General features: G+C 64.2%; 8 protein-coding genes. 2 read left to right on the plus strand and 6 right to left on the minus strand.

The annotated features are described in order from the left end of the window. Positions 1-2: 2 nt before the first annotated feature. Together ACFPN5_RS01165 and ACFPN5_RS01170 are read left to right on the plus strand one after the other, a co-directional pair. Complete coding sequence (locus tag ACFPN5_RS01165) at positions 3-1,088, plus strand: ABC transporter permease (protein ID WP_379779792.1); 1,086 nt, start codon at positions 3-5, stop codon at positions 1,086-1,088. Between the two features lie 3 nt (positions 1,089-1,091). Further along, on the plus strand, positions 1,092-2,054 hold the full coding sequence (locus tag ACFPN5_RS01170; RefSeq protein ID WP_379779245.1) for an ABC transporter permease: 963 nt from the start codon (positions 1,092-1,094) through the stop codon (positions 2,052-2,054). A gap of 45 nt (positions 2,055-2,099) precedes the next feature. On the opposite strand, the gene ACFPN5_RS01175 is transcribed toward ACFPN5_RS01170, so the two are convergent. The 6 genes from ACFPN5_RS01175 to ACFPN5_RS01200 all read right to left on the minus strand — a co-directional run bounded on the left by ACFPN5_RS01175 (position 2,100) and on the right by ACFPN5_RS01200 (position 13,010). Beyond that, positions 2,100-3,470, minus strand: a complete 1,371-nt coding sequence (locus ACFPN5_RS01175) for a hypothetical protein (RefSeq protein WP_379779247.1) — start codon at positions 3,468-3,470, stop codon at positions 2,100-2,102. 121 nt (positions 3,471-3,591) lie between these two features. Continuing rightward, positions 3,592-4,452, minus strand: a complete 861-nt coding sequence (locus ACFPN5_RS01180) for a MipA/OmpV family protein (RefSeq protein WP_379779249.1) — start codon at positions 4,450-4,452, stop codon at positions 3,592-3,594. Between the two features lie 160 nt (positions 4,453-4,612). Continuing rightward, complete coding sequence (locus ACFPN5_RS01185) at positions 4,613-5,665, minus strand: S1/P1 nuclease (protein ID WP_379779251.1); 1,053 nt, start codon at positions 5,663-5,665, stop codon at positions 4,613-4,615. 24 nt (positions 5,666-5,689) lie between these two features. Beyond that, positions 5,690-7,390 (minus strand): bifunctional metallophosphatase/5'-nucleotidase, encoded by a 1,701-nt coding sequence (locus tag ACFPN5_RS01190; protein WP_379779253.1) that lies wholly within the window; start codon positions 7,388-7,390, stop codon positions 5,690-5,692. A gap of 168 nt (positions 7,391-7,558) precedes the next feature. Beyond that, entirely contained in the window at positions 7,559-10,963 is a 3,405-nt protein-coding gene (locus ACFPN5_RS01195; protein ID WP_379779255.1) for a TonB-dependent receptor, read from the minus strand. A gap of 538 nt (positions 10,964-11,501) precedes the next feature. Next, complete coding sequence (locus ACFPN5_RS01200; protein ID WP_379779257.1) at positions 11,502-13,010, minus strand: adenosine deaminase; 1,509 nt, start codon at positions 13,008-13,010, stop codon at positions 11,502-11,504. Positions 13,011-13,092: the final 82 nt, after the last annotated feature.

The following is a 13,092-nucleotide window of genomic DNA, read 5'->3' on the forward strand; positions in this document are numbered from 1 at the left end:
AGATGAAAACCACCGAACTCCCACGCTGGGCGACGGGCATCGCCCTGCCGCTCCTGAACCTGCTGTCGGCACTGCTGGTCGCCGCGCTGGTGATCCACCTGCTCGGCGAAAGCCCGCTTGAGTCGATGCGGATCCTGATCGATTCGGCCATCGTCAATCCGGAAGGCCTGGCCTACACCCTGTTCTACGCCAGCACCTTCATCTTCACGGGTCTCGCCGTGTCGATCGCGATGAAGGCCGGCCTGTTCAACATCGGCGCCGAAGGCCAGATGTACTTCGGCGGCCTGGGCCTGACGCTGGCGGTACTGGCCTTCGATGCCACCCTGTCGCCCTGGCTCATGATCCCGCTGGCCATGTTGGGCAGCGCCCTGTTCGGCGCGCTGTGGGCCTTCCTGCCGGGCTACCTGCAGGCCAAGCGCGGCAGCCACGTGGTGGTCACGACCATCATGTTCAACTTCATCGCCGCCAGCCTGATGAACTTCATTATCGTGAAGTACCTCATTCCCGAGGGCGAGCAGAATCCGGCAAGCCGCGTGTTTGCGGACTCCGCCGCCCTGCCGACCCTGAACACCTGGTTCCCCTTCTTCGGCGACACGCCGCTGAACATCGGTTTCCCGATCGCGATCCTGGCCCTCGTCATCTACGGCGTTGTCGTCTCGCGCTCGACCTGGGGCTACCAGCTGCGCGCCACCGGCCTGAACCAGCACGCCGCCCACTACGCCGGCGTGCGCATCAGCCGCATGATCATCGTCGCCATGCTGATCTCGGGCGCGCTGGCGGGTCTCGCCGCCGTCAACTCGATCATGGGCTCGACCCACTACCTGAGCCTGAACTTCCCGGCCGGCGCCGGTTTCGTCGGCATTGCGATTGCCCTGATGGGGCGCCAGCACCCGGTCGGCATCTTCCTGTCGTCGGTGCTGTTCGGCGCGCTGATCCAGGGCGGTTTCGACCTGTCGCTGGAAAAGCCGAACATCCCGGTCGAAACCTTCGTCTTCATCCAGGGACTGATCATCCTGTTCTGCGGCGCGATGGAAAACTTCTACGCCAAGCCGCTCCTGAAACTGATCAACGCAACACGCAAGGGATAAGCCATGGACTTTGATATCGCCAATATCGTCGTCTCGACGATCCGCAATGCGCCGGTGCTGATGTTCGCCGCGCTGGCCGGCCTGTTCGCCGAACGCAGCGGCGTGGTCGACCTCGGCCTCGAGGGCAAGATTCTCGCCTCGGCCTTTGTCTCGGCCGCCGTCGGCTACACGACCCAGGACCCATGGTTCGGGATCGCCGCCGGCATCGCCGTCTCGGTCGCGCTCGCGATGGTGCAGGCCTTCGTCTCGATCACCCAGAAGGGCAACCAGCTGGTCGCCGGCATCGCGATCAACATCGCCATGAGCGGCCTGACTTTTGTCGTCGCCCAGTACATCTTCCAGCAGGGCGGCCGTACGCCAGACCTGGGCGCGGCGCGCCTGTCGAACGTGATCCTGCCGGGCACCGAGCTTCTCGCCGGCGTGCCGGTCCTCGGCTGGCTGTGGGGCAGCGTGCTGGGCGGCCACTCGCCGCTGGTCTACCTGGCCTTCCTGCTGCTGCCGGTCGTGCACTGGACCGTCTACCACAGCCGCTTCGGCCTGCGCCTGCGCGCCTGCGGCGAAAACCCGCACGCGGCCGATGCCGCCGGCGTCTCGGTCGAAAAGACGCGCTACCTGGCGATGCTGGTGGCCGGCGTGCTGTGCTCGTTCTCGGGCGCCTACCTCTCGATCGTCCAGAGCGGCTTCTTCTTGCGCGACATGTCGGCCGGTGCCGGCTACCTGGCCCTCACGGCGCTGGTGTTCGGCAACTGGCGCCCACTGCAGACGGTGCTCGGCTGCCTGATGTTCGGCTTCTTCTCGGCGGTGCAGATCCAGCTCGAAGGCGTCGACCTGCCGGTCGTGGGCCGCATCCCGGGCTCGCTGATCCAGATGATCCCGTACGTCGTGACCGTGGTCGTGCTGGCCGGCCTGATGGCCAAGTCGGTGGCGCCGAAGGCGGTGGGCAAGCCGTTCGTCAAGTCGCGCTGACCGGCGTTCGCACGAACTGAAGGGCGGCCTGCGGGCCGCCCTTTTTTATTGGATTGTCGCGCCACCGGCATCGAGCTTTTGCAGCGTATGCACCTTCCCCGTCGTCGCCGCATGCCAGGCCGGCAGCACGCGGAAGGTCAGCGCCAGGTCATAGTCGCCGGCGATGCTGCCGGCATCCATGGGAACGTTCCCGGCCCGGTTCTGGAACCAGCGCAGCCACTCCGCCGACCCCGGCCTGGGCGAATTCAGGTAGGGCGCGCCGGCATTCGGTGCCGCTCCCGGCTCGGGCGGCGCCAGCGGCATCATGAACGAGGCCATCCCCTTGCCCGGATTGGCGGCGTTCCACTGCGAGCTGCCGTGGCAGCCCAGGCAGGACGAGTTGGGCGCGTTGCGGATCAGGCGGCGCGTGCCCTGGCTGGCCACCGAGATGTCATTCACGCCATGGTCATTCGGCCCGGACAGGCGCCCGCCCCAGCCCAGCGTCTCGGTCGCGTACAGCGGCGCCTTCGGGTTGATCCAGGTTTCGCGCAAGGCGGCGCCGGGATGGAGCGCGCTGTTCACCGACGGGTCATTGCCCCATTGCGCGCCCAGCGGCACCATCCGGTCCCACACGCCATGCGGTCCCGGCCGCGCATCCTTGTCGTACACAAAGGTCGTGAAGACCCAGCCCGTCTGCGGGCTCGATTGCGTGTCCTTCACGGCGATATCGACCTGCATCAGGTAGCCCCTGGAGATCGCCGGCCGGTCGAAGTGGCCGGTGGTGGCGTTCGCCGTCATGGCGATCGGCCAGCCGAGTGCGCCCTGCATGGCCGGCCACTCGGCCGGGCCGGCGGTCGTGAACGCGAGTTTTACCGTCACCGCGCCTTCGGCATACTGGGTCGCGCCCCCCGCTAGCTGCGGCGCATGCGGATTGCCCGCCCAGATCCGGCCGATCGTCTGCGCACCGATGCGGTTGTAATACGTGATGACGTAGGTAGTAAAGGGTTTGCGCAGGCCGCTCTTCGGGAACAGGTTGCTGTCGACGCGCTCGATCCCGACCAGCATGCCGTGCAGCGGCTCGCGCTGCGCGCCCAGCCAGGGGTCGTTGTACCAGCCGCGCTCGGCCGCATTCCAGCGGCCGTCATTGGCCAGCAGCGCCACCATGTCACGCGCCACGCTCTCTTTCAAGGCGGCAGTGTAGGCGGCGGCATTGCCGGGGTCGAGTGGCCGGTTGCCGGCGGCGCTGCGCCAGGGCATGGCCGGCGCCGGCAACCCGGCCGGGTAGTCATGGCTGAGTTTGAACAGCGCTCCCGTGTACCCGCTTGGCACCCGGCCATGATGATCGCGGTAGGGATCAGGCGCCGCAACGGCGGACTGGCTGCACAGGGCGGCAGCAATGGACAGGCAGAGACAGAGGCAGGCATCGCGGATGAGCATTTTCGTTGACTCCGATGGAATGCGAACTGCCCATTCTTCCGCGCTGCCGATGCCTCCTTTTTGTGCACGAACAATGGATTGCGATTAGGAAACAATTCCTAGGCGCGGGTCAGCCGTAATCCTACTCGCCCGCCAGCGCCAGCGAGCGCTTCCAGGTCCATGCGAGCCCTACCCCTGCCGACAAGCCGTTGTCGCGCCGGTGCAGGGGACTGTTATCGTTCGCACCAAGGCCATAGTTCTCGGCACGCAGGAAGCCATACACGCGCAGGTCGCGGTTGACTACGCGCGCCGCGAACACGCCGACCCTGGCCAGGATCAGGCCGGATTCGGCCGCATAGGCAGGCCGGGTGCTGGTGGCGTATTCGGGGCGCACCTCGTAGAAGTAGCGGTTGATCTTGCCGTCGCCCACCACCGCGGCGACATGGCCCTCGAAGCGCCACTTGCCGTCGCTGCTGCGCTCTTCATAGGCCAGGCGCGGCTCGAAGGTATAGCCCTGGTGGCGCACGCCGCTGCGTACCTCCAGCACGGCGCGCAGGGGGAATTCGGCACGGATCGCGCGCCGTTCGCCCAACTGGGCGAGCCTCACCTTCAGGCGCGGGCCGAATTCGGCCAGGCCGCCCAGGTCAGGCATGCCGGCCCGGGCCGCCACGTCATCGGAACGTGCTGGAAGCGAAGCGGCCAGGCCGATGTCGAGCTCTGCTACATCGCTGCGGAACACCCGTGCGCCGATGCCGCCCTGGTCCGCGCGGAAGACCTTGCCGCGGTAGATCAGTGTCGGCAGCGCGAGGGCGCGCGTCTCGCGGTCCTCGGCACCGGGATAGGACGGCGTACTGATGACGCCGCCCGCCACGCCGATCTCCCACAGGGGCTGACCCGGCGGGTCGGCCGGCTCGACCGGAGGCGCGGCAAGGGCGGGAGCAAGGAGTGCGGGGATGGCAAGCAGGCAGGCGAGTGCCGCCCTGGAGAGCAGGTAATTGTTCATGCGGGAGTAAAAGGGCAGCGCGGCGCGCCGGGACCTCCATTCTAGCCGCGGCGGGTCCTGCGTGGCGCGGCGAAAAAAAGGCGCCGCAGCAAGCCGCTGCGGCGCCATTCTCGGCCAAGGGTGCATCCCTCGCCTGCTCTGGCGCAAACGCGCCCCGGTGTTAACCGTAGATTGCCTTCAGGATTTCGGCCAGCTTGTAGCCGCCCTTGATCAGCTGTTCCTTGGCGATCTGCGAGCTCGGCACCGGATAGTTGGCCGGCACTTCGAGCGTGAAGGTGTAGTAGATCTCGCCCTTCTTGCTGGTCTGCGGCACCAGCTTGCCCGGCACCACATCCTTGTAGGCTTCCTTGGACACGAGCAGCGCGTCGTCGGCCCACTGGTAAGGCCAGGTGGCGAGGTCGCCGCTGTTGGCCTTGATGGCTGGCTTGCTGGCGATCGCCGCGTCGGCAAACTGGCCCGGGGTCTTGGTGCGGATGCGGCGGAACGCGTAGTCGACCGTGGTGCTGTCCCAGTACGAGTGGAAGGGCTTGGTCAGTGCCTGCGGCACGCCTTCGCGGACCGGCTTCGGCTCGCCTGCCGGAATCAGTTTGGCGCTCAGCTCGGTCAGCTTCTGGTCGTCCAGCAGCAGGTTGTTGCCGCCGCGCGAATCGAAGATCGCGACTTCATCGACTTCCGCGTGCGACTTCGGCACCACGAACTTGCCGTCCTTGCTGACAAAGGCCGCGCCCACGTGCAGGGGCTGGTGGATGTCGCCGGTCATGTGCGCCAGGATCATCAGCGCCTGGCGCTTGGTGAACTTGTGCGGGTTCAGCGCCGGGTCGGTCTTGCCCTGCAGTACGGCAATCGCCTGCTTCAGCGTCTGCACGATGTCTTCGTCGAAGGTGCCGACGCCGTGGTCGTGATAGCGCGCCAGCTGGAAGGGCACGTCGGTGTAGTGGTAAGTGCTGTGCTTCGGGTTGCCGTTCACGTACTCGACCATCTCCGGCGTCTGCGGGCCGCAATAGGTGCCCTTCACGCAGTCGGCCCAGTTGGCGATCGACTCGAGCGATTCGCCCGGCAGCAGGAGCGCGGCGATCTGCTTCTCGGCGTTGGTGCCCTTGAGCAGTTTATCGGCGATGGCGCCGACAGCACGGTGGCCATCGTTGCCCCACGCAAGCGCATCCATCGACAGGAAGGCGCTCGACAGCGCCAGGACACAAGCCAGTTTTTTCATGATTTCTCCGTACTGCGATGGTATTTATTGACGCATCTTGTCGATGCGCACGGATGGGGCCATTCCGGCAGTCGTGCCGCCGGCGCCAGGATTCTTTGCAATAAACGCACTCAGGGCGTCGAGGTCGACGATCTGGGTGTCAACACGATTGGTTCCCTTGGCAAACTCCGGGAAATGGTCGCCGCCTTCGGCCAGGAAGTTGTTCGCCACTACGCGGTAGGTCTTGGCATCCTCGACCGGTGCGCCATTGAACTTCAGGCTGCCCGGCACGATCCGGTTGCCCACTGGACGCTTCTCGTCCCAGGTATAGCTCAGGCCCTGCGACACTTGCAGGATGGTGGCGCCCGATGCGCTTGGGCGCTGCCATTGCTGCTCGAGCAGGCGTTTGAGCTGGGCGCCGCTCAGGTCCATGACCACCAGCCAGTTCCCGAAGGGCAGCACGGCCTGGGCATGGCCGAAATTGGTGGTCAGGGCGGCGTCGGAAGTTTCCAGGTCCTTGCGGATGCCGCCATTGTTCATGAAACCGATCTGGGCGCCATGCGCGCGGGTGGCGGCCAGCACGGCGTCGGCGATCAGATCGCCGAGCGGCGATTGACCGGCATCGCTGGCCTTGCGCGCGACGCTCGGCGCGCCGAGCTTGCCCAGCGGGCGGGCCAGCAGCGCGCGGCTGCGTTCCTTGACGCCGGCCAGGAATGCCGTGACTTTTGGATCGGCCGGGAACTGTTCCGGGTTCATCACCACGTTGCGCACCTGAATGTCGGTCACCGCGCCGCTGGTGGGATCGACCTGCAGCGCAATGCGCGACAGCAGGTGCCCGGCGGCATCGGCCTGGGTGACCACGCGCCCATCCACATTGCACAGGTAACCCTGGTGCGAGTGGCCGGTAATGACCAGGCGGATTGCCGGGTCGAGTTTTTTGACGATGTCGACGATGCCGCCTTTCAGCTTGCTGCAGGCCGGCTGGTCCGGCGCCTCGTCGGTCTTGCCGCCTTCGTGGATCAGGGCGACGAAAACCTTGGCGCCGTCCGCGCGCATGCGCGGCAGCTCGCGGTTGATGGCCTCGGCCTCGCCGATGAAGGAGAGCCCGCTGATGGCGGAAGCGACGGCAACCGACGCGGTACCTTCCAGGACGGCGCCGACCACGCCGACCTTCACGCCCTTCACTTCCTCGATGCGGTAGGCTGGCATGAAGGGCTTGCCGGTCGCCTTGTCGAGCACGTTGGCTGCCAGGTAGGTAAAGCGCGCACCGGCGTAACCCGGCATCAGCTTGCAGGCCTTGGCAGGGCGTGGCGAATCGCAGCCGCCGGCCTGCTGGCGCAGCAGTTCCTTGCTGCCCGCGTCGAATTCGTGGTTGCCGACCGAGGACAGGCGCAAACCAAGCAAGTTCATTGCCTCGATGCTCGGCTCATCCGCCCACATCGACGACAGTGCCGGGCTGGCGCCGATCAGGTCGCCGGCGCCGATGAACAGCAGGTCCTTGTCCTCTTTACGCCACTGCGCCAGGGCGCCGCTGAGCGCCTCGATGCCGCCCGCGCGCAGGGTTTCGGTCTTGCCGGTGGCGGCGCTGGTGTAGGTGTACTTGCTCGGTTCCAGGTTGCCGTGGAAGTCGTTGATCGCGACCAGGTTCAAGGTGACCGGGCCACGCGGCGCGGTAGTGCAGCCAGCGGCGGCCAAGGCGAGCGCCAGCAGGGAAATACGGGCGCACGCGCGCGGGGAAACGGTCATGACTTACCTTTACTAAAAATACGGAACGCACCGCATGGGCAGACAGAATTATTGCACGTAGGCCAGACGACGGCCATCTTTACAGCGGCGCCCTGCCCTTACTTTAAGAATAAAAAAACGGCCGGTGTTGCCACCGGCCGTTCTTGTCATCGCGACGAATTCAGATGCTTAGAATTCGTACTTGACGGTCGCCTGGATCGCCCACTGCGACTCGTTGCGCTGCTGCTTGATCGTCACGTCGTCAGCCTTGTTGCGCACCGCGTAGACATAACGGCCCTGGGCATCCAGACCGGCATAGTCGACGAAGCCGCGCTGGTTACCGCCGGTCGACGAGAATGGCACTTCTTCGATGTGGCCCCACTTCTTGTTCAGCAGATTGCCGAAGTTCAGGAAGTCCAGCGTGAACGTTGCCTTGTTACGCTTGAAGATGCCTGGAATTTCCTGGCTGATACGCAGATCGAAGGTGTTGGTCCACTTCGAGAAGCTCTCGTTACGGCCAACGACGCCGCCGGCGGCTTCACGCAGCTCGTCCTCGCTGTTGACGATGTCCCAGAAGCGCGCTTCGGTAGCAGCGCGCTCTGCCGCAGTAGCGCCAAAGAAGGCTACTTCGCCCGAACCTGGGGCCGATGGGATGTACATCAGGTCGTTGCCGGCAACGTTGTCACCGTTCAGGTCGTTCTTGTAGGTCCAGCTGTACGGCTTGCCCGAACGGCCTTCATAGAACACGCCGATACGGGTGTTGTAATTGCCGATGAACTTCTGCTGGAAGTTGGCCAGCGCATTGACACGGTCCTTGACCAGGTAAGCCGAGTTGGCAGCGACTTCTTCGTTCGGGTTGAACGCCGAACGGGCGCGGAAGTTCGAGTTCGACACCGACGAGGTCAGTGGCGAGACTTCGGTTGCCTCCGTGCGGGTATAGGCAACCGACCAACCCAGGCCCTTGGTCAATGGACGCGACAGCGACACGGTCACCAGGTTGCCCTCGCCTTTGCTCGAGTTCTTCGCCAGCAGCACGTCGGCGAACGCTGTGTTGTTACGCGAACGCGCAGTCGTGGTCACGCCCGATACCGTGTTGACGGTGCCGTTGCTGACGGTGTAGCTGGCAGCCGACAGGCCTGCCGCATTCCAGAACATCTGGCGGCCGTCGCTGCCGGTACGGGTAGGGGCACCCAGGTTCAGGTGCTCGTAGAAGATCGACGACTTGTTCTTGGTATGCAGGAACTCGGCGCCGAAGACCAGGCCCTGCCATGGCAGTTCGGTATCGAAGGCCAGGTTGGCTTTCCAGATCGACGGCTGGCGCAGGCCTGGGTCGAGGATGTCGACGTTGGCTGCCGGCGGGGAGCCGACATTCGTAGGCTGGTTGTCCGGATTGGCGCTGAAGATGCCCGCGCCGGTGGCCGGGCAGCGGTTGCTGCCGGTACCGGAGCAAGTGATGATGCGCGTGGCAATGCCCGGGTTCGAGAACGGGTTCGACATCCAGACCGTTGCAGCGGCGCCCTGGAACAGGCCGGCGCCACCGCGGAGCTGGGTCTGGCGGGCGGTATCGAACTTGTAGTTGAAGCCGAAACGTGGCTGCCACAGTTTCTGGCCGTCGACGGTGACGGTGTTGTCGTAGCCGAAGCCGCCGGTCTGGCGACCGGTGGTGCCGGCGCCGGCGATGACTGGCGCGGCGGCAGCGGCGTTACGCAGCGGCGTGCCGTCGACACCAGTCCGGTCGACACGCACGCCGGCGCTCACGGTCAGCTGCTTGTTGATGGTCCAGGTGTCCTGCACGAACAGCCCGGTGTTGTTCATCGTGAACTGGGCAACCGCGTTGTCCAGCGACGAACCAGGTGCCGCGGTCTGCAAGGTGTACGAAGTCGGACGGCCGTTGCGGAAGTTGCTGAGCACCGCAGCTTCGATTTCCGCGGTCGTCACGCCGGTACGGTTGCACAGGCCGGAATTGATCGTGTTGTCGCAAGCGAAGGTGTAGTTGCCGTAGATGTTCTGCAGGAAGGCGTTGTATACCTCGTTCTTGCTGTGATCCAGGCCGAACTTGACTTCGTGCGCGCCCAGCGTCCAGTTGGCGCCGCCGAAGTAGTCCATCGTCTTCGTGCCAAGGATATTGCGCTGGCGCGAATTCTCGGTACCGAAGTTGACAGAGCGCGAACCAACCTGGGTACCCGCTGGCACACCTGCCGGAAGCGGGCCGCTGAACGACAGGCGCATCGAAGGCAGGCGTGCATTGTTGTCCGGGATGGAGTCGTAGTCGCGCATCGAAACGCGCGCTTCGGTCGAGAAGGTCGGCGTCCAGTCCGAGAAGACCTGGGCGACGGCCGTTTCGATGGTCTTGTTGTTGCGGTAGTACGACGACTCCAGCGCTACGCTGTCAGCGAAGAACAACGGATAGACCGGCTCGACCTGGTCGGTCTTGCCATAACGGAAGTTCGCGCGGTGATCGTCGTTGATGTTCCAGTCGACTTTCAGGAGCTTCTCTTCCGATTCGAGCTCACTGCCAGACGTCGGAATGCCGCCGATATTCAGGCCATAGACTTGCTGGGCGATCTGCTGGGCGCCAGCGATGGAGGACGCGGTGACAGGCACGATGGTGCCGGCGTTCGCGCCGACGATGCCGAAGTCGGGAATCGCACGGGTGCTCTTCGATTTTTCGGTCAGGGCGTAGATGAAGAGTTTGTCTTCAATCAGCGCACCGCTGGCCCAGATGCCTTTGGTGTGTTCCTTGAATTCAGGGACGTCGCTGTAGGTGTCGGCGATGTTGTTGTAACGCTTGCCGGCCATGCGGTCGTCGCGGTACACGTAGTAGGCGCCGCCCTTCCAGGTGTTGGTGCCCGACTTGGTCACGGCGTTGACGTTCGCGCCGGTGTAGCCTTTCTGGGTGACATCGTAGTTGGCGACGTTGACCTGCACCGACTGGATCGCTTCGATCGACAGTGCCTGGCGCGCGGTCGGGCTGCCGTTCGACTCGAGGCCGAAGGTGTCGTTAATGGCGACGCCGTCGACGGTGATCGAGTTGTAGCGCGAGTTCTGACCGGCGACGGACATTTCGCCGCGTTCCTTGTCGGTCTGCGAAACGCGTGGGTCCGAACGGGCGTAGTCCTGCAGGTTGCGCTGGATCGATGCCTGGGTTGCCAGTTCGGTCGCGCCGATGCTGGTGACCGCGCCCATGGTGGTGCGGTTGAAACGCTCCGAGCGGTTGGCCGAGCCGGTGACGGTCACGGTCTGCATGGCGGCGCCCAGGGTAGCGTCGATCGACGCGGTCTCGGCCAGCTGGACGAAGACGTTCTCGCGTTTTTCCGAGATGCCGTTCTTGGTGATAATGATCGTGTACGGACCACCCACGCGCAGGCCGCGCGCAACATAGCGGCCTTCAGCGTCGGTGACAACGTTGCTGACAGAACCCGACTCGGTGTGGACGATCTGCACCGTCGCACCAGCTGCCGGCGCACCATCCGCACCCGAAACCCGGCCGCCGATGGCCGAGGTGGTGTTCTGTGCGAACGTCGGCGCCGCCGACAACGCAATCGACAAAGCCAGCGCCAGCTTGGTCAGCCGGATCTGTTGTTGAGTGATCATTGTTAAAACCCCAAAATAGACTTAATAGTTATTTGGGCGTCTGGTGGACGCCCCTCTTTACAAGTACTGCAACCCTGGCAATTGCGAACCGCAGCGGCGTACAGCCGGCCTTCCGTGGACCGGGCGATTGTAAGGAGGAAATATGTCATCCCCGTTACGAACCGCCCTTGAAAAAACCTCTAGCAAATTGAGCAACGACGCCAAATATGCATGAGTGCCACAGACGAGACAAATACGTTTTTAGTTAGCTATTCAGATGGCTTTCCTCTGAATCGCCCGAAAAACGTGCATCTGGCGCGCCGTGCGGGGGTTTCCCCGAGCAAAATCACAAGGCGGGATTATAAGGGGTGCATTCTCTACTGAAATATTTTGGTAAATATTTTCAGTGATCGCCCTGACGGGCACGACAATCTGTGGTGACGCGGCCACAGAAGTTAATTCGAAGCCAACTTTCATTCGCCCCGTTTTGATGCGTCGCGTGGTGCGTTCGCAACAACGGCAGCATTGCGCTGCCGTTGCGAATTTACTGTTGATCGTCTTATTTACGTGGCGGCGAAGCGACACCTTTCGCCAGTGTCGCCATCCTGGCCTCGAAAGCGGCGAAGCGAGCGTCGAGCTGGCGCGTCAGGCGCGCCTTCTCAGGCGCGGGAAGGAAAGCGTAGCGCACGCTGTTGTACGAAGTCTTCTTCATCTCCGCATAGTCCGGCTTGTAACGGCTGGCGAAGAGCACGTACTCCTGCGACAGCGTGTGGCGGGTGACGCCGGCGTCGTCGGTCGAGATCACGTAGGGCACGCCGTACTTGCGGTACAGCGTCACCGGATGGTTCGCGCCTTCGATGCCGCTGATGAAAGCGTTCGAGGTCAGGTTGATCTCGACCGGAATGTCATCCGCGCGCATCTTGCCCAGGATCTGCACCGCGTTCGACTCGTGCGCCAGGTCGATGCCATGGCCGATGCGGTCGGCGCGCGCCACGCTCAAGGCCTGGTCGATGTGGAACTTCAGGCCTTCCGGCGGCACGTCGCCCATGGCCAGTTCGCCCGCGTGCATTGCCACTTTCACTTTCGGGTAGACCGACTTCAGGAAGCCGAACATCTTCATGTGCAGTGCGTAGTCGCGCATCGACACGTGCGTGCTTTCCTGGCCGACGATGTTCACGCCGACTACCTTGCCGCCCGTGGACGCCGATTTGAACGCGGCCAGCATCGACGAGAACACCTGCGACGGGTTGAGCAGGCGCAGCACGTAGGTCTGGTAGCGCATCGTGAAGTGCTCGTCGTCGATGCCCTGCGCCGCATCCTCGATCCTGGCCACGAAGTCGGCGATCGATTTGGCAAAGGCCGGGTCGCGGTCCAGCGCTTCCATCGCGCGGCGCATCTCGGCTTGCAGGGCCGCGTCGTCGTTTGCCAACTGCCAGGCGCGCGCGTCGAATTCCGGGTTGGCGATCGCGGGCGCCATCTTGAACATGGTCTCGATATAGCTCACGTTCTCGGCGATCGCGCGCTTCTTCAGCGTTTGCAGGCCTTCCGCGAAGTTCGCGTTCGAGACCGGGCCGAAGTAGCCGAAGGTCTGGAAGAACAGGCGGTCCGGCGGTAGCTGCATGGCGCCGTGGTTGTTGAAGTCCTTGTTCGACCAGCGCTGTACCAGCTCGCGCCAGGTGTGATCGTCGGCATAGACTTCGGCGCTCGACAGGCAGTTGCGCTCCTTGGCGGGTTTCGCGCGCTCCGCGGCAATGGCCGCCTTGTCGGTCTCGATGCGGTAGGTCTGCTTGTTGACGCACAGCCCCTGCTTGTCGAGGAATTCGAGGTACTGCTCGACGTAGATCGAACCGGAATAGTGGTGGTGCAGGTCACCGCCCTTGGGCATCTGCGTAAAGAACATGGTCAGCTCGGACAGCTTCGGCTCGCTGCCTGCGACCAGGCTGGCGTAGTGGCGGGCGGTGGCCGCTTCGTTGGCCTGGCGGCTTGCCGCGGACGGTTCTTTGGCGGCGGCCGGCGCGCTTGCCAGGGCCAGGGCGATCAGCAGGCTGCTGCTGAATGTGTTCTGCATGACGGGTCTTTCGTATTGGGTTGACGTTGTCGCGGCGGGCGCATCAAGCCGCCTCGTCTGTGGGGCGCGACCGCGCAACTCT

This window comes from Massilia niabensis (assembly GCF_042655085.1).
Taxonomy (GTDB): domain Bacteria; phylum Pseudomonadota; class Gammaproteobacteria; order Burkholderiales; family Burkholderiaceae_D; genus Telluria; species Telluria niabensis.

Bases quoted from the DNA above. Each gene is read 5' to 3' on its own strand.
- ACFPN5_RS01165 (WP_379779792.1), top strand. From the start codon at position 3: ATGAAAACCACCGAACTCCCACGCTGGGCGACGGGCATCGCCCTGCCG.
- ACFPN5_RS01170 (WP_379779245.1), top strand. From the start codon at position 1,092: ATGGACTTTGATATCGCCAATATCGTCGTCTCGACGATCCGCAATGCG.
- ACFPN5_RS01175 (WP_379779247.1), bottom strand. From the start codon at position 3,470: ATGCTCATCCGCGATGCCTGCCTCTGTCTCTGCCTGTCCATTGCTGCC.
- ACFPN5_RS01180 (WP_379779249.1), bottom strand. From the start codon at position 4,452: ATGAACAATTACCTGCTCTCCAGGGCGGCACTCGCCTGCCTGCTTGCC.
- ACFPN5_RS01185 (WP_379779251.1), bottom strand. From the start codon at position 5,665: ATGAAAAAACTGGCTTGTGTCCTGGCGCTGTCGAGCGCCTTCCTGTCG.
- ACFPN5_RS01190 (WP_379779253.1), bottom strand. From the start codon at position 7,390: ATGACCGTTTCCCCGCGCGCGTGCGCCCGTATTTCCCTGCTGGCGCTC.
- ACFPN5_RS01195 (WP_379779255.1), bottom strand. From the start codon at position 10,963: ATGATCACTCAACAACAGATCCGGCTGACCAAGCTGGCGCTGGCTTTG.
- ACFPN5_RS01200 (WP_379779257.1), bottom strand. From the start codon at position 13,010: ATGCAGAACACATTCAGCAGCAGCCTGCTGATCGCCCTGGCCCTGGCA.